This is a genomic window from Marinobacterium aestuarii, assembly GCF_001651805.1.
GTDB classification, from domain to species: Bacteria; Pseudomonadota; Gammaproteobacteria; order Pseudomonadales; family Balneatricaceae; genus Marinobacterium_A; species Marinobacterium_A aestuarii.
In genome coordinates this window covers 5,050,575-5,073,817 of record NZ_CP015839.1, presented here as the reverse complement: position 1 = coordinate 5,073,817, position 23,243 = coordinate 5,050,575, and the positions used below count along the sequence as shown (strand labels likewise).

The following is a 23,243-nucleotide window of genomic DNA, read 5'->3' as shown; positions in this document are numbered from 1 at the left end:
CGAAGGCTTAGCGCAGCAGGTTAGACAGCTTGGGGTTGGGTTCCAGCGCCTTGCGGTAGATCAGGGCGATGTTGCCGATCTCCTGTACCAGTGTGCACTCCACAATGGTGCAGAGCTCCTGGATAAGCTGTTTCTTGATTTCGCGCTCGCCAACCGCAAACTTCACCTTGATCAGTTCGTGGTCGTCCAGGGCACGGTCGACTTCCAGCTGCAGGTTTTCGGTCAGTCCCTTACCGGCAACGGTCACGATCGGGTTCAGTTTGTGGCCGATGGTGCGCAGCTGCTTCTTTTGCTCGGGCGTCAGGCTCATACTAGAATACGTTGCCTCGTGATTGTGTGGGTCGGGCTTGCGTGTTAAAACGGGCCACGATGAAAACAATCAATCATTTTACCTGAGTTGCCCATCGCTGAGTAGCGTTGCAACCATTGATCGGTCTGGAATTACAAGTGGCAAGATCTAAAAGCAGTGGTCAGTGGTTAAAGGAACATTTTGATGACCGCTACGTCAAACAGTCGAAATCCGACGGTATGCGCTCCCGCGCCAGCTACAAGCTGAAGGAACTGAACGACAAGGATCGGTTACTGCGCCCGGGCATGACAGTGGTCGACCTGGGCGCAGCGCCCGGTGGCTGGTCCCAGGTGGCCAGCGAACTGGTGGGGGACAATGGTCGCGTTGTGGCGTCGGACATACTGTCGATGGACTCGCTGGCCGGTGTCGAGTTTGTACAGGGCGATTTCACCGACGAGGCCGTGCTGGCGCAAATTCTGGCAGCGCTGGGGGATGCGCCGGCAGACCTTGTAATTTCCGATATGGCCCCCAATATGAGTGGTATGTCCGGAATAGACCAGCCTGCAGCAATGTATCTGGTTGAACTGGCGCTGGATATGGTGCGTCAGGTGCTTAAACCAGGCGGCTCTTTTCTGGTCAAAGTGTTTCAGGGAGAGGGGTTCGATGCCTATCTCGCGGATGTGCGGCAGAGCTTTACCAAGGTAGTGACCCGCAAGCCCGATGCATCGCGCGCGCGCTCCCGTGAGGTCTACCTGCTCGGCACAGGCTTCAAGGGCTAAACAGTCCGTAGTACCGCGCCGGCCTGGCTGTCATGGCACAGGGTGGTGAGTGAAGTAGTCAGGCCAGTTAAACTGGTGTACTTTTGAAGCGCGAATTTTCGTGCTTGAGCGTCAATTGAGGGTAGTCCTTTGAACGATATGGCAAAGAATCTGGTCCTCTGGCTGGTTATTGCTGCGGTCCTGCTGACCGTTTTCAATAACTTCAATGCCGAGGGAGATTCCCGCAGACTTACATATTCCGACTTCGTGGCAGAAGTCCAGGCTGACCGCGTGTCCAAGGTTGTCATCGATGGTTATACCATCCAGGGGCAGCGGCAGAATGGGGAGCGGTTCGAGACTATTCGTCCTGCACTGCAGGATCCCAAGCTGGTTGACGACCTGCTGCTGCACAAGGTCATCATTGAAGGCAAGCAGCCTGAGCAGCAGAGCATCTGGACCCAGCTACTGGTGGCGTCATTCCCGATACTGGTGATCATTGCTGTTTTCATGTTCTTTATGCGCCAGATGCAGGGCGGTGGCGGTGGCAAGGGGCCTATGTCCTTTGGCAAGTCGAAAGCCCGCATGATGAGCGAAGACCAGATCAAGACCACCTTTGACGATGTGGCCGGTGTGGAAGAGGCCAAGGAAGACGTCAAGGAACTGGTCGATTACCTGCGCGATCCCGGCAGGTTCCAGCGGCTCGGTGGCCATATTCCGCGCGGTGTACTGATGTCTGGTAACCCGGGTACCGGTAAGACACTGCTGGCCAAGGCGATCGCCGGCGAGGCGAAGGTGCCTTTCTACAGTATTTCAGGTTCGGACTTCGTCGAGATGTTTGTCGGTGTGGGTGCGTCCCGTGTCCGTGACATGTTCGAGCAGGCGAAAAAGAATGCGCCCTGCATTATCTTTATCGATGAAATCGATGCTGTTGGCCGTCACCGTGGTGTTGGCATGGGCGGCGGCAATGACGAGCGCGAGCAGACACTGAACCAGCTGCTGGTTGAGATGGACGGCTTCGAAGGTACTGAGGGTGTCATCGTCATCGCCGCCACCAACAGGCCTGACGTGCTTGACCCTGCACTGCTGCGTCCCGGCCGTTTCGACCGCCAGGTACATGTCGGCCTGCCGGATATCCGTGGTCGCGAGCAGATTCTCAAAGTGCACATGCGCAAGGTACCGCTGGCAGACGACGTCAAGCCTGCACTGATTGCCCGTGGCACGCCCGGCTTTTCCGGTGCTGATCTGGCCAACCTGGTGAACGAGGCGGCGCTCTTTGCTGCCCGTGACAGCCGTCGCACCGTTGGCATGCTGCAGTTCGAAAAAGCCAAGGACAAGATCATGATGGGCGCCGAGCGCAAGTCCATGGTCATGTCCTACAAGGAACGCCTGAATACCGCCTACCATGAAGCCGGCCACGCTATTGTCGGGCGCCTGATGCCCGAGCACGATCCGGTGTACAAGGTGTCCATTATTCCCCGCGGCCGGGCACTGGGTGTGACCATGTTCCTGCCGGAGGAAGATCGTTACAGCCATAGCCGTCGCACGCTCATTTCCAATATCTGTTCGCTCTATGGCGGCCGTATTGCGGAAGAGATGACCCTGGGCAAGGATGGCGTTACCACCGGTGCTTCCAATGACATTCAGCGTGCCACCAGTCTGGCGCGCAGCATGGTCACCAAATGGGGCCTGAGCGAAGAGCTGGGGCCGCTGTTGTATGACGATGAAGACGGCGACCCGTTCACCCGTGGTTATGGCGCACCTGCCAAGCAGACGTCTGAAGAAACCCAGCGTAAAATCGACTCGGTGGTGCGCAGCATCATTGATGACTGTTATGTTGAGGCGCACCAGCTGCTGGAACAGAATCGCGATATTCTCGAAGCCATGGCGCATGCACTGATCAAGTACGAAACCATCGATTCAGGCCAGCTGGATGAACTGATGGCTCGCCAGCCAGTGACACCGCCGGATGACTGGGTCGACACCGACAGCAGCGCTCAGGCGACTGAAGCTGCCGATGCCGATGAGAAGTCTGCACCTGCGGCCGAGGCGCAGTCAGGCGACAAGGATGAGCAGTCGAACGTCGATGCCGGGAAGGAAGAGACCCCTCCGGCGGAAGATCCGGATATGCCGGAGTCAACGGATCCCAAGTTGCACTGATCTAACCGGCACTGATTAGTATCGAAAAAGGCTGGCCCGGCAGGGCTGGCCTTTTTGTTTTGGAGGCAATGGTATTGAGTAACACCAAACTGAAATGTGGCGCACGGGAGCTGGATCTGTCCCGGGTGCAGGTCATGGGTATCCTGAATGTAACCCCCGATTCTTTCTCGGACGGTAACACCCTGTATCAGGCCGGGCAGCCCGCCTGCGAGAAAATACTCGGGCGCGCAGCCCGGATGGTGCAAGAGGGCGCGACTATCCTCGATCTTGGCGGTGAGTCAACCCGCCCAGGCGCTGTGCCTGTCAGTATGCAGCAGGAGCTCGACCGAGTGCTGCCGGCACTGGAGCTGATTCAGCGCGAGCTGGATGTTATTGTCTCGATTGATTCCAGCACGGCACAGGTATTCATCGAAGCTGCAAAGCTGGGCGCGGGCATGCTCAATGATGTCCGTGCGCTCGGCCGTGATGGTGCTCTGGCGGCTGCAGCAGCAACCGGGCTGCCGGTTTGTCTGATGCACATGCAGGGCAATACGCCGGCGGACATGCAGCTGGCGCCACACTATGAGGATATCATTGCCGAGGTTGGCGACTTTCTGCGCCAGCGCGTGCTGGCCTGCGAACTGGCGGGAATCAGTCGTGATCGTCTGTTGCTGGATCCGGGCTTTGGCTTTGGCAAGACACTGGAGCACAACCTGCGCCTGCTGAACCAAATGCAGCGCCTGCAACAGCTTGAGTTGCCGCTGCTGGTTGGCACCTCGCGCAAGAGCATGATTGGCCAGGCGCTGGACCGTCCGGTGGATCAGCGCCTGGCGGGCGGGCTGGCAACGGCGGTGATTGCGGTGCAAAAAGGTGCGAAAATTATCCGTGTACATGATGTGGCGGCAACGGTGGATGCGGTGCGCATGACCGAGGCTGTGATGATGGAATCAAAGGGAGAACAGGCGTGACGAAACGTTATTTTGGCACGGACGGCATACGCGGCAAGGTGGGGCAGCACCCGATTACACCGGACTTTGTGCTCAAGCTGGGCTGGGCAGCGGGCAAGGTGTTTGCGCGTTCCGGGCAAAGCCGTATCCTGATCGGCAAGGACACCCGCATCTCGGGCTACATGTTTGAATCGGCGCTGGAAGCGGGGTTGTCCGCCGCCGGTGTGGATGTGTTGCTGACCGGTCCGATGCCGACCCCGGCCATTGCCTACCTGACCAAGACCTTTCGTGCCGATGCGGGCATTGTGATCAGCGCCTCGCATAATCCGTTTTACGATAATGGCATCAAGTTTTTCTCGGCATCGGGCACCAAGCTGCCGGATGAGGTTGAGCAGGCAATCGAGGCTCAGATGGATATTGCCATGTCCACGGTGGAGTCCCATGAGCTGGGCAAGGCCCGTCGTATCGACGATGCTGCCGGGCGCTACATCGAATTCTGCAAGGGCACGGTCAGCGGGGCCCTGAGTCTGAAAGGTCTGCGTATTGTGCTCGACTGTGCCAATGGCGCCACCTATCACGTCGCCCCCCAGGTGTTCGAGGAGCTCGGTGCGCGGGTGATTCGCATGGCGACATCCCCCGATGGTATCAATATCAATGCTGAGTGTGGCGCTACCGATCCGGCCGCCTTGCAGCAGCGCGTGCTGGCGGAAAAGGCGGATATAGGCATAGCACTGGACGGTGATGGCGACCGGATCATTATGGTGGATGCCGCCGGTAACGTGGTGGATGGTGATGAAATCCTGTTTATTATCGCGCGCCAGATGCAGCTGCAGGGGCGACTGACCGGCGGTGTTGTAGGCACCCTCATGAGTAATTACGGGCTTGAGCTGGCACTGCAGCGCAATGATATTCCCTTTGTGCGGACCCAGGTTGGGGACCGCTATGTGCTGGAAGAACTGGGTCGCAGGGACTGGTTCCTGGGGGCCGAGAATTCAGGTCATGTGATATGCCGCCATCTGACCAGCACCGGTGATGGCATTGTTGCCGGGCTGCAGGTGCTCAAGGCCATGGTGGAAAGCGGCGATACCCTGGCACAGCTGAAAGCCGGCATGAGCAAGCTGCCGCAGGAAATGATCAATGTGCGGATCGCCAAAAAGGTGGATATCAGCGGGGTTGCCGAGATTGACCAGGCAGTGGCCCGGACTGAGGCGCGGCTGGGTAATTCCGGACGCGTGCTGCTGCGCCCGTCGGGCACGGAACCTGTCGTGCGGGTCATGATCGAGGGTGAGGATGGGCAGCTTGTGGCAGAGCTGTGCCGAGAGCTCGCCGATGATGTTGAAAAAGCATTGCAAGCGCTTGTATCTTAAGGTCGCCTCAGTTAATATTTGCGCCTCTTTCGAGAGGGGACACCGATGCGTAAGAGTATCGTAGCTGGAAACTGGAAGATGAACGGCAACCTGGCAGCGAATGCTGAACTGGTTACAGGCCTTCTGAGTACGCGTTCTGGCAGTGATAACGTCGACGTATTGGTCTGTCCACCTGCGGTATATATACCTCAGGTCGCAGCCTTGCTGCAGGACAGTAATATTTCCCTGGGTGCGCAGAATGCATCCGCTTTCGAAAAAGGCGCTTATACCGGCGATCTTTCGCTCTCCATGCTTGCCGAGTTCGGTGTCCAGTACGTTATTCTGGGGCATTCCGAGCGTCGCGCACTGTTTGGCGAAGATGATGCCCAGGTCGCCGACAAGTTTCGCGCTGTCGTGGCTGCAGGCGTTACGCCGATTGTGTGTATCGGCGAAACGCTGCAAGAGCGTCAGGCGGGTCAGACGCTGGACGTTGTCAGTCGTCAGCTCAGGGCGGTGCTTGACGTTGCCGATAAGGCAACGCTGGCAAATGCCGTTGTCGCGTACGAGCCTGTATGGGCCATAGGTACGGGATTAACAGCAACACCGGAGCAGGCGCAGGAAGTGCATCAGGCGCTACGCGCACTGATTGCCGAGTACGACGCCGCTGCGGCGCTGAAAGTGAGAATTTTGTACGGTGGCAGCGTGACTGCCGATAGCGCGGCGCAGTTGTTTGGAAAGCCCGATATCGATGGCGGTCTGGTAGGTGGAGCCTCTTTGAAGGCAAAAGATTTTCTTGCGATCTGCAGTGCAGCTGCAGACGCATCGGCAAATGGTTGATTAAATGGAAACTCTGGTTCTGGTTGCACACGTGCTGCTCGCCGCTGCGATTATCGCACTGGTTTTGCTGCAGCAGGGTAAAGGTGCAGAAGCAGGCGCTGCCTTTGGTGGTGGTGCTTCCCAGACCGTATTTGGCAGTCAGGGAAACAGCAGTTTCCTGGGCCAAATGACCGCAGTGATGGCGGTGGGTCTGTTTGTTACCAGTTTTGTTTTGGCCGTGTTCGCTAAGGACAAGGCCGAAACGGTTGGCGATGCTGGTATTCCAGCGCCGATCGTGATCGAGAGCAGTGCGGCGGAGCCGCAACTGCCGGTACTGGAAAGCGCACCTAAGCCAGCGGCTGATGCCGATGTGCCTAGCGCTGAGTAAGTACCAACCTGGTGTTGCCCAAGTGGTGGAATTGGTAGACACGCTATCTTGAGGGGGTAGTGTCCCTAGGACGTGCCGGTTCGAGTCCGGCCTTGGGCACCATATTGAAAGAAAGACAGGAAACGTGTAATATAACGCACCTGTTTGTTGCGGGGTGGAGCAGTCTGGTAGCTCGTCGGGCTCATAACCCGAAGGTCATAGGTTCAAATCCTGTCCCCGCTACCACCTTATTCGTGTATCTTCGAAAAGGCCCCTCTTTAGGGGCTTTTTCGTAGGTAAATCAAGGCATTGGTGCCGCGATCAATAATGGGTCCAACAGAGACCCATTTTTTGTTTCCGGCGTCCGAATCGGTGCTTGCCAACAAGAGGTTTGCCGGTGTCAGCAAAGCTGAAATTGCTACATGAATTGATTGAGCCGGGCGTTATATCGCTTGGATTCGAGCTGTGGGGCATCGAATATCTTGCCCACGGTGTTCACAGTGTACTGCGTGTCTATATTGATGCTGAAAACGGCATTACCGTTGATGACTGCGCCAAGGTGAGTCATCAGATCAGCGGTGTGCTGGATGTTGAAGAGCCTATCAGTGGCCAGTACAACCTGGAAGTTTCATCCCCCGGGCTGGACCGTCCCCTGTTCACGCTTGAGCAGTTTGTCGCTTTTACCGGCCACAAGGTTGAGATACGCCTGAGAGTGCCGTTTGAAGGGCGCCGCAAGTTCAAGGGGCTGCTTAACGGCGTCGAAGGTGACGAAGTCCTGGTGGTCGTAGATAAAGAAGAATATCTGTTGCCGATCGATTCCATCGATCGCGCGAACGTAGTTCCGCAGTTCTAAGGAACGCGAAGGATTGAGCGAGGCAGTGGCATGAATAAAGAGATTCTACTGGTAGCAGAAGCAGTTTCGAACGAAAAGGATGTGCCCAAACAGGTCATATACGAAGCGATCGAACTGGCACTGGCGACAGCGACCAAAAAACGTTACGACGAAGAGGCTGAAATCCGGGTTGAGATCGACCGGGTCACCGGCGATTACGACACTTTCCGTCGCTGGCTGGTTGTAAGCAATGAAGGTGTGGCGGCGCTCGGTACCGAGTTGACGCTGCAGGAAGCGCACGAGCTGGATATTAACCTCCAGCCGGGCGATCTGTATGAGGAGGCCGTTGAATCCGTCAAGTTTGGTCGCATTGCCGCCCAGACAGCCAAGCAGGTTATCGTGCAGAAGGTACGTGAAGCTGAGCGGGCCAAGGTCGTTGCCATGTATCAGGATCGCGTGGGCGAACTGATCTCCGGCAGCGTCAAGAAGGTGACACGTGACAATGTTATCGTCGATCTGGGCAACAACGCCGAAGCCCTGCTGCCGCGCGAATTTCTCATCGGTCGGGAAACCTTCCGCATGGGCGATCGCGTACGCGCCATTTTGCATGAAGTCCGTGCCGAAGGTCGTGGCCCTCAGCTGGTACTGAGCCGTTCCTGTTCCGCGATGCTGATCGAGCTGTTCCGCATCGAAGTGCCGGAAATCGCCGAAGAAGTGCTCGAGATCCGTGCGGCTGCACGTGATCCGGGGTCGCGCGCCAAGATCGCTGTCAAAACCAACGATGGCCGTATTGATCCGGTGGGCGCCTGTGTCGGCATGCGCGGTGCGCGTGTTCAGGCGGTGTCCAACGAGCTCAATGGCGAGCGTGTGGATATCATTCTGTGGGATGACAATCCCGCGCAGCTGGTTATCAATGCCATGTCTCCGGCGGAAGTCGCGTCTATCGTCATCGACGAAGAAACGCACTCCATGGATGTGGCTGTCGCGCAGGAAATTCTTGCGATGGCAATCGGTCGCGGTGGCCAGAACGTGCGTCTGGCCAGCGAGCTGACCGGATGGACGCTGAACGTGATGACCGAAGAAGCGGCGGCTGAAAAGCAGGAGTCGGAACTCGGTTCTATCATGGAAATCTTCACGCGATATCTGGATGTCGATGAAGATATGGCCGAAGTGCTGGTCGCCGAAGGCTTTACGTCCCTTGAAGAAGTGGCGTATGTGCCGGTTGATGAAATGCTTGAAATTGATGGCTTTGATGAGGACACGGTTGAAGAACTGCGTTCGCGAGCCAAGGATGCCCTGCTGAACCTGGCGATTGCCAGTGAAGAGGTGCTTGAGAACGCAGAGCCTGCGGCGGATTTGTTGGAAATGGAAGGTATGGATCGTCATACCGCCTTCCTGCTGGCAGCCAAGGGTGTGATCACGATGGAAGACCTGGCAGAACAGGGCGTCGAAGATCTGCTGGATGTTGAAGGCATCGATGAAGAGAAAGCCGCAGTACTGATCATGACCGCCCGGGCTCCCTGGTTTGCGGACGATGAGTCTGGGTCAACGGATTAGGAGAGAAAACCAATATGGCAGAAGTAACAGTACAGCAACTTGCCGATGTGGTTGGTGTTTCCGTCGAGCGTTTGCTTAAGCAAATGCAGGAAGCAGGTATCAAAGGTAAGGCCGATGGCTCCAAGGTTTCCGAAGGCGAGCGCCAGGATCTACTGACATACCTGAAGCGCAGCCACGGTGAAACCACGGATTCCGGTGAACCTAAGAAAATCACACTCAAGCGCAAGACGACGTCGCAGCTGAAAGTCTCCGGTGCCTCCGGCAAGAAGAAGACGATCAACATCGAAGTGCGCAAAAAACGCACCTACGTCAAGCGTGCCGACGCTGACGGCGACGCGGCTCCGGCGGAACAGGTAGCAGAGCAGACGACTGGCGCCGCCGTTGAGCAGGCCGCAGCGCCTGCACCGGCCGCCGCGGCTGCAGCCCCGGTTGCCGCGCAGCCTGCCGCTGCCGTCGCACCGGCCGCGATCGACACCAAGTCGGTCAAGGCTGTTGAAGGCGAAGAACAGCTGGCACCGCCTGCATCCAAGGCAGATCCTCGTGAAGAGGCGCTGCGCAAGGAGAAGAAAAAGCAGCAGCAGCTGGCGCGCCGCACCACTACGGATGACAAGAAACCGTCCCGTGGTGCCAAGTCTGCCCGAGGCCCGAGTCGCGGCTTCGGCGGCGATGACCGTGACGGTCGTCGTGGTGGCAAGCTCAGCCGTGGTCCTGGTAAAGGACGTGCGCGCGGTGGCAAGCCGAACGTACATGGCTTTAAAGAGCCCCAGGCGCCGCAGGTGCATGAAGTTCAGCTGCCCGAGAGTCTGACGGTGGCGGAACTGGCCAAGAAGATGTCGGTCAAGGCGGCCGAGGTCATCAAGGTGATGTTCAAGATGGGCGCCATGGCGACTATCAACCAGGTCATCGACCAGGATACAGCGTCGCTGATCGTGGAAGAGATGGGTCACGTTGCCAAGCCGATGCAGGAAAATGCGGTTGAATCGGCGCTGATGGAAACTATCCAGCAGCAGCAGGGCGAAACCCAGGGCCGCGCGCCGGTCGTGACCGTTATGGGTCACGTTGACCACGGTAAAACATCACTGCTCGACTACATTCGTACCACCAAGGTGGCTGCGGGCGAGTCCGGTGGCATTACCCAGCATATAGGTGCTTACCACGTCGAAACTGACAATGGCATGATCACCTTCCTGGATACACCGGGACACGCGGCCTTTACCGCCATGCGTGCCCGCGGTGCCAAGCTGACTGACATCGTTATCCTGGTTGTGGCTGCGGATGACGGCGTTATGCCGCAGACCGAAGAGGCTGTACAGCATGCGAAAGCGGCTGGCGTGCCCCTGGTTGTGGCCGTTAACAAGGTTGATAAGGAAGACGCCGATCCGGATCGTGTCAAAAACGAACTGGCCCAGCGCGATGTTATCCCGGAAGACTGGGGCGGCGAAGTTCAGTTCGTCAACGTCTCTGCCAAGACAGGCGAGGGCATCGACAAGCTGCTTGAAGCCATCCTGCTGCAGGCTGAAGTACTGGAACTGAACGCTGTGCCTGAAGCTCCGGCCCAGGGTGTTGTGGTCGAGTCCCGTCTGGACAAGGGCCGCGGTTCGGTTTCCACCGTGCTGGTTCAGAACGGTACCCTGCGCAAGGGCGACATCGTCCTGGCGGGTCTGCACTATGGTCGTATTCGTGCCATGCGCGATGAGAGCGGCAAGGATATCGAAGAAGCAGGTCCGTCCATTCCGGTGGAAATCCTGGGTCTCGATGGCACGCCGGGTGCCGGTGACGACTTTGCATCCGTCAGCAGCGAGAAGAAAGCGCGTGAAGTTGCACTCTTCCGTCAGGGCAAGTACCGCGAGATCAAGCTGGCACGTCAGCAGGCTTCCAAGCTGGAAAACCTGTTTGCCAACATGCAGGCCGGCGATGTGAAATCGCTGAATATCGTCCTGAAAGCGGACGTGCGCGGATCCCTCGAAGCCCTGTCCCAGGCGCTGGAAGATCTGTCCACCGACGAAGTGAAGGTCAATATTGTTGCCGGCGGTGTCGGTGGTATCTCCGAGACCGAGGCACATCTTGCCGTGGCATCGAGCGCCCTGATCATCGGCTTCAACGTGCGTGCTGACAACCAGGCCAAGGCCATTGTCGAACGTGAAGGTCTGGAACTGCGCTACTACAGCGTTATCTACGACATCATTGATGACGTTAAACAGGCTATGACCGGCCTGCTGTCACCGGAATTCCGCGAGCAGATCGTTGGCATCGCCGAAGTGCGCGACGTCTTCCGTTCACCCAAGCTTGGCCTGGTGGCGGGCTGCATGGTTACGGAAGGCACCGTGCACCGCAACAAGCGTATCCGCGTGCTGCGTGAGAACGTCGTGGTCTACGAAGGTGAGCTTGAGTCGCTGCGTCGCTTCAAGGATGTCGTGCAGGAAGTTCGTCAGGGTATGGAATGCGGTATCGGCGTCAAGAACTACAATGACGTCAAGGTCGGAGACCAGATCGAAGTCTTCGATACCATTGAAGTTCAGCGGACACTCTAAACGCCATGGCACGAGAATTTACTCGAACTCAGCGGGTAGCGGACCAGGTCCAGAAGGACCTGGCCCAGCTGATCCAGCGACAGATCAAGGATCCGCGCCTAGGCATGGTTACCGTCAGTTACGTGAAGGTAGCCAAGGACCTCGGTTATGCCGACGTCTATGTCACCGTCATGGCGTTTGGCGCCCAGACCGATGAAGAGCAGACAGTGAAAGAATCACTGTCTGTCCTCAACAAGGCTGCTGGCTTCCTGCGCCATGAGCTGGCGCGCGGCATCAAGCTGCGTGTCATGCCGGAACTGCGTTTTCACTTCGACGAGTCCGTCGACCGTGGTCGCCGTCTGCACAGCCTGATTACTCAGGTGAATCAGCCGGAGCCGGGTTCTGAATCGACCGATGATTCAGCGGATAAAGCGGACGAGGAATAAGGCATGACCGAGGGCAGAAAACGCCGCGGTCGGGCGCTGGACGGCATTCTATTGCTGGACAAGCCCGCCGGGATAACCTCCAACGGCGTACTGCAGCGGGTCAAGCGTCTGTATGGCGCGGCCAAGGCCGGTCATACAGGTGCGCTGGACCCTCTGGCAACCGGCATGCTGCCGATTGCATTCGGTGAAGCCACCAAGTTTTCCCAGTTCCTGCTGGATGCCGACAAACGCTATCTGACCACGGCCAAGCTGGGTATCCGCACGGACTCCAGTGACGCCGATGGTGAGGTGGTGGAAACCCGTCCGGTACCCGTTTTGGATGAAGCGCAGATTCTGGCGCTGCTGGTTGAGCACTTCTCGGGTGAAATCGAGCAGGTGCCCTCCATGTTCTCGGCCCTGAAGCACAACGGTCAGCCGCTCTACAAGCTGGCGCGCAAGGGCATTCAGGTCGAAGTCAAATCACGCCGTGTCACTATCTTTCACTGCCGTCTGACCGCCTTGCGCGAGGACGAAATCGAGCTGGATATCCGTTGCTCCAAGGGCACCTATATCCGCTCCATCGTGGAAGATCTCGGGCTTTTGCTGGGGTGTGGTGCTCATGTGAAACAGCTGCGTCGTCTCGATGCGGGGCCCTACAAGGCTGAGCAGATGATCACCCTCGATGCGCTGCAGGACCTGGCCGCTGAACAGCCGCAGGATGACGGGGAAAAGGGCATACAAGCCCGGCTTGATAGGCTATTATTGCCGGTCACCAGCGCCCTGGAAGATATTCCTTCCCTGACGCTGGATGGCGCACAGACGCAGCGTATCCTTATGGGGCAGCGTCTGGCATTGCCGGAGCAGGCTCCGGCAGAACTGATAAAGCTGATTGCAGGCGAAACCGGAGTCTTTCTGGGGATCGCCGAAATATCGGATGACCGCGTTCTGCGCCCCCGCCGCTTGCTGGCGACGGGCTGAAACGGTTATCGATAGCCCGGGTTGTCGCTCCCTGAGTGGCGGGCATGATGATTGGCGTTGTACTGATAATATGCTCGGTGCATCGTTTCTTCCTAACAGGCGGCACTAGCCGCATGCATATTAATATTGGAGCTGGATACAATGGCATTAGCTGTAGAGAAAAAAGCAGAGATCGTTAAAGACTTCGCCCGCGCTGAAGGCGATACAGGTTCTCCTGAAGTTCAGGTTGCCCTGCTGTCTTTCAACATCCAGGGTCTGCAGGATCACTTCAAAGAGCACAAGCACGATCACCACTCCCGTCGTGGTCTGATTCGCATGGTTAACCAGCGCCGCAAGCTGCTGGACTACCTGAAGAAGAAAGATGCTGATCGCTACCTGAAGCTGATCGCGCGCCTCGGTCTGCGCCGCTAAGTTGATGTTTCTGAGGCCATACAATGTATGGCCTCAGTTTTATCCGGCTAAGACGTTTTATCCGGATAAGCGTTACCGGGAGTGAAAGCTTCCGCGAGCAAGGATAGAACCCGCCCTTGATCGGGCGAGACCAACGCCCTGATATCATCCCAGACTGTTCATCCCGCCCGTACTCAATTGCGCTTTGCGCCAGAGTGCAACTGAGTACTGGCTTTTAACGAAGGACTGAATGCGACGGAGTGGTACAGGGGACGATTCTTCGAACAGATGAGGTAATCTATGTTTCAAGTAACAACCAAGACATTCGAATTCGGTGGCCAGCAGGTTACTCTGGAAACCGGCCGCATCGCGCGTCAGGCGACCGGTGCCGTCATGGTGACCATGGCTGGCGTACAGGTTCTGTGTACCGTTGTTGGTGCCAAAAGCCTGCGCGAAGGTCAGGACTTCTTCCCGCTGTCCGTGCACTACCAGGAAAAATACTACGCCGTAGGCCGTATCCCCGGTGGTTTCTTCAAGCGTGAAGCCCGCCCGACCGAGAAAGAAACCCTGACCTCGCGTCTGATCGACCGTCCGATCCGTCCGCTGTTCCCTAAAGGCTACATGAATGAAGTACAGGTTATCTGTACCGTCATGTCCGCTGACAAGGTCAATGATCCCGATATCGCTGCACTGATCGGTACCTCTGCGGCGCTGGCCATTTCCGGTCTGCCGTTCCAGGGCCCGATTGGTGGTGCGCGCGTAGGCTTCACCGAAGCTGCCGGTTACATCCTGAACCCGACCTACGAACAGCTGGCAACGTCCGAGCTGGACATGGTTGTGGCCGGTACAGCTGATGCGGTACTGATGGTTGAGTCCCAGGCGCAGGAACTGTCCGAGGACGAAATGCTGGGCGCGGTACTCTTCGCCCACCAGGAAATGCAGGTTGCCATCACCGCCATCAACGACCTGGTGGCTGAAGCCGGCAAGGCGAAGTGGGACTGGCAGGCACCGCAGAAAGACGAAGCCCTGATCGCCCAGGTGCGTGGTCTGGTCGGTGAAGGCGTCGCTGCTGCCTATCAGGTGGCCGACAAGGTTCAGCGTCAGAACGCCCTGGGCGAACTGCGCAACCAGGCTGTTGAAGCCCTGGCCGGTTCCGAAGAAGGCCAGCCGAATGCCCGCGCTATCGGTGGCATCATCAGCTCGCTGGAAAAGGAAATCGTGCGTAACCGCATCATTGAAAGCCAGCCGCGTATCGATGGCCGTGACAACAAGACGGTGCGAGCGATCGACGTTCAGATCAACACCCTGCAGGGCGCACACGGCTCTTCCCTGTTCACCCGTGGTGAAACTCAGGCCATGGTCACCTGTACCCTGGGTACCAGCCGCGATCAGCAGATGATCGATGCCATCGAAGGCGAACGCAAAGACCCCTTCATGCTGCACTACAACTTTCCTCCGTACTCCGTGGGTGAAGCCGGCCGCATGATGGGCGCGGGTCGTCGCGAAATCGGTCACGGCCGTCTGGCACGTCGCGGTGTTGCTGCCGTACTGCCGACGCAGGACGAATTCCCGTACACCATCCGTATAGTGTCCGAGATCACTGAATCCAACGGCTCCAGCTCCATGGCCTCTGTTTGCGGTGCTTCGCTGTCCATGATGGACGCGGGCGTGCCGTTGAAAGCACCGGTCGCCGGTATCGCCATGGGTCTGGTCAAGGAAGGTGATCGCTTCGCCGTTCTGACTGACATCCTGGGTGACGAAGATCACCTCGGCGACATGGACTTCAAGGTTGCCGGTACCGATGCAGGCATTACTGCGCTGCAGATGGATATCAAGATCACCGGTATCAACGAAGAGATCATGGAGATCGCGCTGGAGCAGGCGTGTGAAGCACGCAAGCACATCCTCGGCGAGATGGCCAAGGTCATCGGCTATGCCCGTCCGGAACTGCCGGACAACGCACCTGCCATGACGCAGCTGAAGATCAACCCGGAGAAAATCCGGGACCTGATCGGCAAGGGCGGCGCGACCATCCGTGCGCTGACCGAAGAAACCGGCGCCATGATCGATATCGACGACAACGGTACCGTGCGTATCTACGCCGACAACAAGATCGCTGCCAAGGCCGCTATCGAACGTGTCCAGGCGATTACGGCTGAAGCTGAAGTCGGCAAGATCTACGAAGGCAAGGTTGTGCGCATCGAAGATTTCGGTGCCTTCATCAACATCCTGCCGGGCAAGGATGGTCTGGTGCACATCTCTCAGATCGCTGACAAGCGCGTTGAGAAGGTCACCGACTATGTGAACATGGACGACATCGTCAAGGTTAAAGTCCTGGACGTAGACGTGCGTGGTCGCATCAAGCTGTCCATGCGTGACATGGTTGCAGACGAGTCTGCTTCCTGAGGCTGACCGGCTGAGATAAAAAAACCGCCTGAAAAAAGGCGGTTTTTTTTGGTCTGCATTTTGTGCTGTCTTTAGGTGAGCGGTGCGGCCGGGGTGCTTTCGCTGCGCATCAGTGAGTAGATGCGAAAGCCGTAAATGGTGACCAGGGTGCCCATCAGGTCGAAGATGACGCTGAGAACCGCCTCGACGGCCGGGGAGCTGGAGCCCGCGCTTTCCGCCAGGTACAGCAGGGGCGCTTCAACCAGGAAGAGACCGCCAAAGATGATCAGCAGGCCTTTGAGCAGCAGCCAGAAATAGGCTTCAGACTCGTCCCAGCTCTGGCGCAGCGAGGCCACCGGTTTCTTGTCTTCCAGCACGCAGATGTAGTCGGCAAAAACCAGCCGTACGCCGACATAGATGCCCGGTACGATCAGCAGCATCAACCCCAGGGTAACGGCGAAGCCGCTCAGCAGGTAGGTAATCAGCAGTCGACGCCAGTATTTGAGGCTCAGGGCCACGGCCTGGAAGGCGCTCAGCGGTCGGTCGTCCACCGCTGACTGCAGGAACAGAATGGTGGCGCCCCAGTATAGCGGCAGCATGGTCAGGTTCAGCAGCATCAGCAAGCCGGTGCCGGTATGCATCTGGCTGCTGTCCGCTTCGACACTGGCCTCCAGCAGCAGGCCGAGCAGGTTCAGGCCGATGATAAAGGGCAGCTGAATACGCGCAATGGTGCCCAGGTGACGGCGAAAGAAGAACAGGCTCTGGCGGATATATTCAAAAGTCATGGCGATGGATCAGGCTCCTGTTTTGGCTTCGGCCAGCAATACCAGCTTGAAGCTGCCGTTTTCGGCCAAGGTCTGGATGCGTCTAAAGCGCGATGCGGCGCGGCGCTCCAGCATGATTTGTCGGTTGACCACAAAGGCGGCAATGCCGCCCCGGCCGAGCAGGCGCGCAGCTGCGTTCAGAAAGCGCTCGGTCAGGTCATCTTCCACGCTAAAACCGGCATGGAAGGGCGGGTTGCACAGAATCAGCTCGAAGGGACCCTCGATACCCGCGCCGCAGCTGGCGGGGATCACTTCGCCGGCGATGCCCTGGGTCGCGAAGTTTTGCCGGCAGGCAGCAATGGCGGCGGCATTGTTGTCGGTGGCGGTAATAGGTACGCCCAGACGCGACGCCTGTACCGACAGATAGCCGTAGCCACAGCCCAGGTCCAGAATGCGTTTGGGCGGTGCTGGCAGTTCGGCGAGAAAGCTGTCGAGCTGTTGCACCAGGAAGGCGCTGCCGCGATCGATCTTGTCCCAGCCAAAGACGCCGGGCTTGCTCCAGTAGCTGAAGTGCTCATCGCTGCAGGCGGGGCGCAGCTGTTGGTAGTCCTTGTCATCCAGGTGCGTGCCGGGCTGCTCGGACTTGGTGAAAAGGCCGCGCCAGCAGTTGGCACTGGCCTTTTCGGTGTCGCCCTGGCCTGCGAAGAGTGCCCGGGTACGATCGAGATAGCCCTTGATACCCTCGCCCTTGTCACCGCTGAGAATCAGCTGGCCGCCGGGTTTGAGTACGCGCACCGCTTGGTTGATGTTGTGATGTACCAGCGCCTTTTCCTTGGAGACGCGATAGAGCACCCGGGCGATGGAGCCATCGGCAATGCTGCTCAAATCAAAGTCTGACCAGTCGGCCTGCCAGCCGCGGGCGCGGGCGGCTTCCACCAGATCGAGACGATTGCCGATCATGCGGATGTTGCTGCGCGGTGCCAGCTGGCTGCCGAGCAGATTCTCGTCGGCGAGCCAGAGGCTGTCCGCAGGAGCATCCTGTACGAAGGGCAGCAGCAGATCGAAGGCCGGATCGCTCATGGCTTGATACTGGCGATCTCAGCGACGGTGAGCTCGCGGTATTCACCGGGGCTGAGTGCCGGGTCCAGGCTGATGGGGCCTATCTGCTCGCGGTGCAGTGCGGTGACCCTGTTGCCGAGGGCCGCAAACATGCGTTTGACCTGGTGATAGCGGCCTTCGGTCAGGTAGACGATGGCTTCATTGGGGCTGAGTATGTCCAGCTCGGCGGGCTTGGTCAGTTTGTGTTCGCCGTGCAGCTTGAGGCCGTCGAGGAAGGCTTGCACCGCAGAGGCATCAATCGGATCGGCGGTTTCGACGCGATAGCGTTTGGGCAGCTTGTGACGCGGCGAGGTAATACGGTGCGACCATTTGCCGTCGTCGGTCAGCAGAATCAGCCCGGTGGCATCGATATCGAGCCGGCCACAGCAGTGCAGCTCGTCGTTACGGGGAATATCCACCAGACTGTTGATGGTCGGGTGACTGGGATCATCGCTGGCGCTGACATAACCTTCGGGCTTGTACAGCATCAGATAGCGCGGCCCAGGCGCGCCTATGGGCTCGCCATTGAGGCAGACACTGTCGACTCCAGGCTCAATGTGCTGGGCGGGATTCAGCGTTTCACTGCCGTTGAGGCTGACTTCACCGCGGTGCATGATGCGGTGTATTTCCTTGCGCGAAATCCCGGTTGCCTGGGATAGATACTTGTCCAGTCTCATAGCTGCCCTGAGTGCGGTGTAAATGCGGCTAGTATACCTGAGCCCCGGGCGGTTTTGTCGGCCCGAAATTGTGTACAAAACATGAAATGCGCCGCCGCTTGGGCTAAAATGGCGCCCTGCCAAAGACCTCTTATGGAACTCATGTGAAACTGTTTGTCGATAACCTTACCAACGTCGATTTCTCCTACCTTCATCCGCAGCGCGGCTTGCTGGGAGAGTCCTGGCTGGTACAGCTGGTACTGGACGGCCGGCTTAACGATCAGGGCATGATCTGCGATTTTGGTATCGTCAAAAAGGCCGTCAAGGCCTGGATGGACAAGCATATCGATCATGCGCTGCTGGTTGCCACCGGGCTGCCCCGTTTGCAGCATGCCCGGCAGGATGGTGAAACCCGCATCGACTGGCTCTATCCCGATGGCCAGCATTTTTACTGCCGTTCGCCAGAACAGGCTATCACCCTGGTGGGCGAGCCCGATATCAATCCCCACACCCTGGCCGCCTGGTGCAAGGAACAGCTGCTGGCGCTGTTTCCCGATGAGGTGCAGGGGCTGGAGCTGGCCTTTGTGCCCGAGCGCATCGACGGTGCCTTTTATCACTACAGCCACGGCCTGCACCAGCACGATGGCAACTGCCAGCGTATCGCCCACGGTCACCGCTCGAAAATAGAGATTCATCTGAACGATCAGCGCGAAGAAGCACTGGAGGCGGTCTGGGGTGAGCGGCTGCGCGATATCTACATCGGCACCCGTTCCCATCTGATCAGCGAAGCCGACGGCATGCACCACTATCGCTATGACGCGCCCCAGGGCGAATTCGAGCTCAAGCTGCCGGCGCAGTATTGCTACGATATCGAGACCGAAACCACGGTCGAGCAGATTGCCCAGCACCTCGCCGTTGCCATCAAGCAGGAGCATCCCGACTCGGACGTGCAAGTGCGAGCCTTTGAAGGCGTCGGCAAAGGTGCTATCGCCGTCGCCTAACCGCCGACCCCGTCACCCACTTTGGTTGCCATGCGCTGACCGAGCCCCGGCACGCTGTAGTCGCATACCCCCTCCGGGAAGATGCGTTGCAGCCGTGCCTGGTGCGGCTGCATGTCGACGGGGGCATAGAGCCCCCGCGCCAGGGCTTCATCGACACTGATCAGGCTGCATTTGAACAGATCCCCCCGCAGATCCTCCCCCGCCACCGAGCGCGGCGTACCATAGATCGGGTACTGCTGCATGCAGCGTCCCGGTGTTTTGCCGTTCCAGCTGCCGTCCCACACATCCTCTCCCGCGGCCAGCAGGGTGCCGTCCGCCCCGAAACACTGGTCCTGGGCGGTTTGTGGGCGTTTACCCTCTCGCAGCCATAGCACGAGCGTATCCAGCGCCTGGGGAACGGGGTTGTGGGGAGTGGCGGTAATCCAGATCAGCTGATTGTCGGCATAGCCGCGCTGCTGCAGCCGCATGCGGGTGCTGAAGGCTGCGCTGGCGTGATGCATGTCCAGTGCCGGCTCCAGGTAATGGCGCAGGTCAATCACCGGAATGGACAGCTCGCCGGTAAACACCAATCCGGCCTGGACCGCAGCCTGAATGGCGGCGGGATCGCCCTGGCTGCGTGGCGCCGGGGTGTAACCGGCATCATCCGACAGCTGCATGTTGTGATGGCTCCAGGGGCTGAAGGCGAACAGGTCGTCATCGCCATTCAGGTGCCAGAAGCGTTCCTGTCGCATTTCAGCAGGCGGTTTCCAGCCCCCGATATTGGCATTCAGGTGCACGAAGGTATCGACGCCGAGCTCGCCGTCCCGCAGAGCCTGCAAGCCATATTGCACGCCGACATTGTCCCAGGTCTGGCGGGCGTAGCCGTTTTCGTCGGCCCCGTAGATATGGCGCAGTTCCTCCCAGTGGGACCAGTGTACCTGGCGGCTGATATCGGGGCTGAAACGGGGTTCGAAATGAACAAAGCGCGGATTGTTGACCAGTGGTGTCAGGCCGCGCCAGGCCAGGCTGCATTCGCTGGCCCCCAGCGGCCAGTGGGGGGCCCGACCGCGGATAATCATGGCCAGCTCGTACAGCCAGGTGCGGTTGTCGTGCACACCGTCGCGGCTGTTCAGGCCGGCGACCTTGCGCCGGGACGGCCAGCTCCAGGTCTTGCGGGCGGTCTGGTCGAAGTAGTATTCCAGCAGTTCACAGTCAAACGCATAGATCGTCTGGGTGAGCATGTCGGGGTAGGCGTAGAGCGCGATGCCGGCATCCAGCAGGCCGGTACCGTTCTGGCCGATCAGGTATTGCTGGATAGCGCCGCCGGAGCCGCCAATCCCCAGGGTAAACTCCGGTGTGCCGTAGCGGGCGACAAACTGGCGTTTGACCCTTGATGCCGTCTCTTCGGCCAGCCAGATATTGTAGTGGTTGGAGGTCTGGTTGCCGCTGGAATAGGCGAGAGCATAACCCTCGCGCAGCTGGTCGATGCGCCGCTCCGGCAGGTCTGTATCCCGCAGCCGGCCCTGACGATAGCCAATGCCCACACCGCCGCGAAACTGATAGATGAGCTGCTGGTTCCAGTACTGCATGTCCGGCGTCTCGGGGGTATCGTTGGGGCCGCGCAGGGTGGTGATGTTGTAGATAAAGCGGTTGATTGTGCCTGCTTCGCTGCGCACGACAAAGTCGATGTCCTGGCCGTTGATGCTGATGCGGGCTATATCGCCGCTGGCCTGTTCGAGCGGGTAGAAATTGTCGGTGCCTGCGCGATTGTAGTAGTAGCTTACCCGGGTGGGGTGCAGGCAGTCCTTGCTGTAGCCAAGCCGCTGCCGGGTTTTCCTGCCCTGTTCGTCGAGTGCAAAAACTTCGATGCCATAACCGTCCTGATTATCCACCAGTGGCTGGCCCAAGCCCGAATCCTCACCGTCGCAGGCGAAGGGGTACTGCAGCGGGCCTGCATAGATGGGTGTGTAGGGGCCTAGGTCACCAGGCTGGATGGGGTACGGGAAGGGGTCCGGCGGACGTTGCCATTCCCGTGGATGGGGGCCGCTGTAGCTGGGCATTGGCAGGTGGGGCTGAGGCTCCATGCCAACCACGGTGGGCATGTCCTTGTAGCGGCTGTTACCGGGCAGCCAGTTCGGCAACTGATTCCAGAACCAGATCGCCAGCACCAGCAACGGGGTCAGCAGTAGAGCCATGATTTTGGCGAATTTCATACCGTCCCTCCAGACTGAGTCGGGGCTCGAACGTTACGGCAGCCATATCAGGTGTCGTACAGGCTATGACATCGATGCGGCACCCATGGTTACGCAAAGTAATGCTTATTGGCGGGACAGCAGTTCGTCGCCGGGATCAGGCGCGGTTATCCGATAGATGCAGTTTAGACGTACTGATCAGGACTACGGAGAGTAAATGAGAGCAGGCGTTACGGGGCGGAGGCGCTTAGCAGGAGGTCAGGGGCATCCGTAATCCTGTACATAAAAAAACCGGGAGCTAATGCTCCCGGTTGTTGTTCTGCATGCAAGACCGGGTCGCTGGAGGCGGCCTGGTCGATGGCGCTTAGTCGCGTTCGATAGCCAGTGCAGTCCCCATGCCGCCACCGATGCACAGTGTGGCCAGGCCTTTCTTGGCATCGCGCTTGATCATTTCATGCACCAGGCTGACCAGCACGCGGCAACCGGAGGCACCGATCGGGTGGCCCATGGCGATAGCGCCGCCATTGACGTTAACGATGCTGGTATCCCAGCCAAGGTCCTTGTTGACGGACATGGCCTGGGCGGCGAAGGCTTCGTTGGCTTCAACCAGTTCCAGATCGCCGATGCTCCAGCCAGCCTTTTCCAGCGCCTTGGTGGTAGCACAGATCGGACCTGTACCCATGATGGCAGGATCAACGCCGGCAGAGGCGTAGGCCTTGATACGGGCCAGCGGCTTGAGGCCCAGCTCCGCGGCTTTTTCGGCCGAGCACAGGATTACGGCGGCAGCACCATCGTTAATAGTGGAGCTGTTGCCCGCAGTAACGCTACCGTCACGCTTGAAGGCAGGACGCAGCTTGCCCAGGGCTTCGGCAGTCACACCAAAGCGCGGCTGCTCGTCGGTGTCGAACACCACCGGGTCACCCTTGCGCTGCGGGATGCTGACCGGAATGATTTCATCCTTGAACCGACCGGAGGTCACAGCGGCTTCGGCCTTGTTCTGGGATGCAGCGGCAAAGGCATCCTGTTCTTCACGGGTGAAGCCGTATTTTTCAACGATGTTCTCGGTGGTGATACCCATGTGGTAGTTGTTGAACGCGTCCCAGAGGCCGTCCTTGATCATGGTATCAACCATACTCCAGTCGCCCATGCGGGCACCGTTACGGGAGTTGGGCAGTACGTGCGGGGAAGCGCTCATGTTTTCCTGACCGCCGGCAATGATAATGTCGGCATCGCCGCAGCGAATGGCCTGGGTGGCCAGCTGCAGGGCCTTGAGGCCGGAGCCGCAGACCTTGTTGATGGTCATGGCCGGTACTTCGTTCGGCAGACCACCGTTGAGGGCAGCCTGGCGTGCAGGGTTCTGACCGCAGCCGGCAGCCAGGACCTGGCCGAGGATGACTTCGTCAACCAGGGCGGGGTTAATTTGAGTTTGTTCCAGCAGGGACTTGATGACGGTGGCCCCGAGATCGGCCGCAGAGATGGCAGCTAGGGATCCATTGAAGGTGCCAATAGCCGTACGGCCAGCAGCTACAATTACGACGTCGCGCATTAGGTGTGCCTCTAATTGTTGGTAGCTTTTCATTGTGGTGCTGAGGGCTGCCTGCAATATGGCTGAGCGTTACCGGGCCGGAATACTGCTGTTGGCAAGCGCACTGCGGGCTTGCTTCAAACCGGCTGGTGGTCATGCTGCTCAGGCTAAATCGGGCAGACTCCTGTGGACCATGATAACGGGGGAATTTGACCCCATTATTGCAGTGGCGAAATACAATTTGAGCCCCGGCGACAAGGACGAGTTGCTGCCGTGACCGCCACCTGCAGAT

21 protein-coding genes and 2 tRNA genes are annotated in these 23,243 nt (G+C 58.6%); 17 read left to right on the top strand and 6 right to left on the bottom strand.

What is annotated here, in order from left to right; all coding sequences use genetic code 11:
• Positions 1 to 7 precede the first annotated feature (7 nt).
• Positions 8 to 310, bottom strand: coding sequence for a YhbY family RNA-binding protein (locus A8C75_RS22310; protein ID WP_067386679.1), 303 nt, complete (start codon positions 308 to 310; stop codon positions 8 to 10).
• A 137-nt stretch (positions 311 to 447) separates the two neighbouring features.
• On the opposite strand from A8C75_RS22310, the gene rlmE reads away from it, so the two are divergent.
• From rlmE to pnp, 15 genes are all read left to right on the top strand, one after another.
• Complete coding sequence (gene rlmE, locus A8C75_RS22305) at positions 448 to 1,068, top strand: 23S rRNA (uridine(2552)-2'-O)-methyltransferase RlmE (RefSeq protein WP_067386677.1); 621 nt, start codon at positions 448 to 450, stop codon at positions 1,066 to 1,068.
• Between the two features lie 138 nt (positions 1,069 to 1,206).
• Positions 1,207 to 3,204, top strand: a complete 1,998-nt coding sequence (gene ftsH / locus A8C75_RS22300) for an ATP-dependent zinc metalloprotease FtsH (protein ID WP_067387598.1) — start codon at positions 1,207 to 1,209, stop codon at positions 3,202 to 3,204.
• Between the two features lie 68 nt (positions 3,205 to 3,272).
• Positions 3,273 to 4,151 (top strand): dihydropteroate synthase, encoded by an 879-nt coding sequence (folP, locus tag A8C75_RS22295; RefSeq protein ID WP_067386676.1) that lies wholly within the window; start codon positions 3,273 to 3,275, stop codon positions 4,149 to 4,151.
• Complete coding sequence (glmM, locus tag A8C75_RS22290; RefSeq protein WP_067386674.1) at positions 4,148 to 5,497, top strand: phosphoglucosamine mutase; 1,350 nt, start codon at positions 4,148 to 4,150, stop codon at positions 5,495 to 5,497. Before folP ends, glmM begins: the two co-directional genes overlap by 4 nt.
• 45 nt (positions 5,498 to 5,542) lie before the next feature.
• The gene (gene tpiA / locus A8C75_RS22285; RefSeq protein WP_067386672.1) at positions 5,543 to 6,313 is read left to right on the top strand and encodes a triose-phosphate isomerase; all 771 of its coding nucleotides are present in this window, start codon (positions 5,543 to 5,545) and stop codon (positions 6,311 to 6,313) included.
• A 4-nt stretch (positions 6,314 to 6,317) separates the two neighbouring features.
• Positions 6,318 to 6,680, top strand: a complete 363-nt coding sequence (gene secG / locus A8C75_RS22280) for a preprotein translocase subunit SecG (RefSeq protein ID WP_067386670.1) — start codon at positions 6,318 to 6,320, stop codon at positions 6,678 to 6,680.
• Between the two features lie 16 nt (positions 6,681 to 6,696).
• Positions 6,697 to 6,782: transfer RNA gene (locus A8C75_RS22275), tRNA-Leu, on the top strand.
• Between the two features lie 46 nt (positions 6,783 to 6,828).
• A tRNA-Met gene (locus A8C75_RS22270) sits at positions 6,829 to 6,905 on the top strand.
• A gap of 151 nt (positions 6,906 to 7,056) precedes the next feature.
• Positions 7,057 to 7,512: a ribosome maturation factor RimP gene (gene rimP / locus A8C75_RS22265; protein ID WP_067386668.1), complete on the top strand. Its 456-nt coding sequence runs from the start codon at positions 7,057 to 7,059 to the stop codon at positions 7,510 to 7,512.
• A gap of 30 nt (positions 7,513 to 7,542) precedes the next feature.
• Positions 7,543 to 9,048, top strand: a complete 1,506-nt coding sequence (gene nusA, locus A8C75_RS22260; RefSeq protein ID WP_067386666.1) for a transcription termination factor NusA — start codon at positions 7,543 to 7,545, stop codon at positions 9,046 to 9,048.
• Between the two features lie 14 nt (positions 9,049 to 9,062).
• Positions 9,063 to 11,579 carry a translation initiation factor IF-2 gene (gene infB / locus A8C75_RS22255; protein ID WP_067386665.1) on the top strand — a complete coding sequence of 839 codons (2,517 nt, stop codon included), beginning with the start codon at positions 9,063 to 9,065 and terminating at the stop codon, positions 11,577 to 11,579.
• A gap of 5 nt (positions 11,580 to 11,584) precedes the next feature.
• On the top strand, positions 11,585 to 12,004 hold the full coding sequence (gene rbfA, locus A8C75_RS22250; protein WP_067386663.1) for a 30S ribosome-binding factor RbfA: 420 nt from the start codon (positions 11,585 to 11,587) through the stop codon (positions 12,002 to 12,004).
• A gap of 3 nt (positions 12,005 to 12,007) precedes the next feature.
• Positions 12,008 to 12,961, top strand: a complete 954-nt coding sequence (truB, locus tag A8C75_RS22245; RefSeq protein WP_067386661.1) for a tRNA pseudouridine(55) synthase TruB — start codon at positions 12,008 to 12,010, stop codon at positions 12,959 to 12,961.
• A 141-nt stretch (positions 12,962 to 13,102) separates the two neighbouring features.
• Positions 13,103 to 13,372 carry a 30S ribosomal protein S15 gene (gene rpsO / locus A8C75_RS22240; protein WP_067288535.1) on the top strand — a complete coding sequence of 90 codons (270 nt, stop codon included), beginning with the start codon at positions 13,103 to 13,105 and terminating at the stop codon, positions 13,370 to 13,372.
• A 279-nt stretch (positions 13,373 to 13,651) separates the two neighbouring features.
• On the top strand, positions 13,652 to 15,757 hold the full coding sequence (gene pnp / locus A8C75_RS22235; protein WP_067386659.1) for a polyribonucleotide nucleotidyltransferase: 2,106 nt from the start codon (positions 13,652 to 13,654) through the stop codon (positions 15,755 to 15,757).
• A 71-nt stretch (positions 15,758 to 15,828) separates the two neighbouring features.
• Here the strand turns inward: pnp and A8C75_RS22230 are convergent, their stop codons facing one another.
• Genes A8C75_RS22230 through A8C75_RS22220 form a run of 3 tightly spaced genes read right to left on the bottom strand, consistent with a single transcriptional unit; the run spans position 15,829 to position 18,275 of the window.
• The gene (locus A8C75_RS22230; RefSeq protein WP_067386657.1) at positions 15,829 to 16,521 is read right to left on the bottom strand and encodes a YciC family protein; all 693 of its coding nucleotides are present in this window, start codon (positions 16,519 to 16,521) and stop codon (positions 15,829 to 15,831) included.
• 9 nt (positions 16,522 to 16,530) lie between these two features.
• Positions 16,531 to 17,580, bottom strand: coding sequence for a methyltransferase (locus tag A8C75_RS22225; RefSeq protein ID WP_067386655.1), 1,050 nt, complete (start codon positions 17,578 to 17,580; stop codon positions 16,531 to 16,533).
• The gene (locus A8C75_RS22220) at positions 17,577 to 18,275 is read right to left on the bottom strand and encodes a pseudouridine synthase (protein ID WP_067386653.1); all 699 of its coding nucleotides are present in this window, start codon (positions 18,273 to 18,275) and stop codon (positions 17,577 to 17,579) included. The genes A8C75_RS22225 and A8C75_RS22220 overlap by 4 nt, the downstream gene beginning before the upstream one ends.
• Before the next feature lie 143 nt (positions 18,276 to 18,418).
• On the opposite strand from A8C75_RS22220, the gene A8C75_RS22215 reads away from it, so the two are divergent.
• On the top strand, positions 18,419 to 19,255 hold the full coding sequence (locus A8C75_RS22215; protein WP_067386651.1) for a 6-carboxytetrahydropterin synthase: 837 nt from the start codon (positions 18,419 to 18,421) through the stop codon (positions 19,253 to 19,255).
• On the opposite strand, the gene A8C75_RS22210 is transcribed toward A8C75_RS22215, so the two are convergent.
• The gene (locus A8C75_RS22210; protein WP_067386649.1) at positions 19,252 to 21,447 is read right to left on the bottom strand and encodes a DUF6351 family protein; all 2,196 of its coding nucleotides are present in this window, start codon (positions 21,445 to 21,447) and stop codon (positions 19,252 to 19,254) included. The two genes, A8C75_RS22215 and A8C75_RS22210, sit on opposite strands and share 4 nt — an antisense overlap.
• A gap of 343 nt (positions 21,448 to 21,790) precedes the next feature.
• Positions 21,791 to 22,972 carry an acetyl-CoA C-acetyltransferase gene (locus A8C75_RS22205; RefSeq protein ID WP_067386647.1) on the bottom strand — a complete coding sequence of 394 codons (1,182 nt, stop codon included), beginning with the start codon at positions 22,970 to 22,972 and terminating at the stop codon, positions 21,791 to 21,793.
• 58 nt (positions 22,973 to 23,030) lie between these two features.
• Here A8C75_RS22205 and A8C75_RS22200 point away from each other — a divergent pair, with 58 nt between their 5' ends.
• A complete protein-coding gene (locus A8C75_RS22200; protein ID WP_067386645.1) occupies positions 23,031 to 23,228 on the top strand; it encodes a hypothetical protein in 198 nt (65 codons plus the stop codon).
• The last annotated feature ends 15 nt before the right edge of the window (positions 23,229 to 23,243 follow it).

Bases quoted from the DNA above. Each gene is read 5' to 3' on its own strand.
- A8C75_RS22310 (WP_067386679.1), bottom strand. From the start codon at position 310: ATGAGCCTGACGCCCGAGCAAAAGAAGCAGCTGCGCACCATCGGCCAC.
- ftsH (WP_067387598.1), top strand. From the start codon at position 1,207: ATGGCAAAGAATCTGGTCCTCTGGCTGGTTATTGCTGCGGTCCTGCTG.
- folP (WP_067386676.1), top strand. From the start codon at position 3,273: ATGGTATTGAGTAACACCAAACTGAAATGTGGCGCACGGGAGCTGGAT.
- tpiA (WP_067386672.1), top strand. From the start codon at position 5,543: ATGCGTAAGAGTATCGTAGCTGGAAACTGGAAGATGAACGGCAACCTG.
- secG (WP_067386670.1), top strand. From the start codon at position 6,318: ATGGAAACTCTGGTTCTGGTTGCACACGTGCTGCTCGCCGCTGCGATT.
- nusA (WP_067386666.1), top strand. From the start codon at position 7,543: ATGAATAAAGAGATTCTACTGGTAGCAGAAGCAGTTTCGAACGAAAAG.
- infB (WP_067386665.1), top strand. From the start codon at position 9,063: ATGGCAGAAGTAACAGTACAGCAACTTGCCGATGTGGTTGGTGTTTCC.
- rbfA (WP_067386663.1), top strand. From the start codon at position 11,585: ATGGCACGAGAATTTACTCGAACTCAGCGGGTAGCGGACCAGGTCCAG.
- truB (WP_067386661.1), top strand. From the start codon at position 12,008: ATGACCGAGGGCAGAAAACGCCGCGGTCGGGCGCTGGACGGCATTCTA.
- rpsO (WP_067288535.1), top strand. From the start codon at position 13,103: ATGGCATTAGCTGTAGAGAAAAAAGCAGAGATCGTTAAAGACTTCGCC.
- pnp (WP_067386659.1), top strand. From the start codon at position 13,652: ATGTTTCAAGTAACAACCAAGACATTCGAATTCGGTGGCCAGCAGGTT.
- A8C75_RS22230 (WP_067386657.1), bottom strand. From the start codon at position 16,521: ATGACTTTTGAATATATCCGCCAGAGCCTGTTCTTCTTTCGCCGTCAC.
- A8C75_RS22225 (WP_067386655.1), bottom strand. From the start codon at position 17,580: ATGAGCGATCCGGCCTTCGATCTGCTGCTGCCCTTCGTACAGGATGCT.
- A8C75_RS22220 (WP_067386653.1), bottom strand. From the start codon at position 18,275: ATGAGACTGGACAAGTATCTATCCCAGGCAACCGGGATTTCGCGCAAG.
- A8C75_RS22210 (WP_067386649.1), bottom strand. From the start codon at position 21,447: ATGAAATTCGCCAAAATCATGGCTCTACTGCTGACCCCGTTGCTGGTG.
- A8C75_RS22205 (WP_067386647.1), bottom strand. From the start codon at position 22,972: ATGCGCGACGTCGTAATTGTAGCTGCTGGCCGTACGGCTATTGGCACC.
- A8C75_RS22200 (WP_067386645.1), top strand. From the start codon at position 23,031: ATGGCTGAGCGTTACCGGGCCGGAATACTGCTGTTGGCAAGCGCACTG.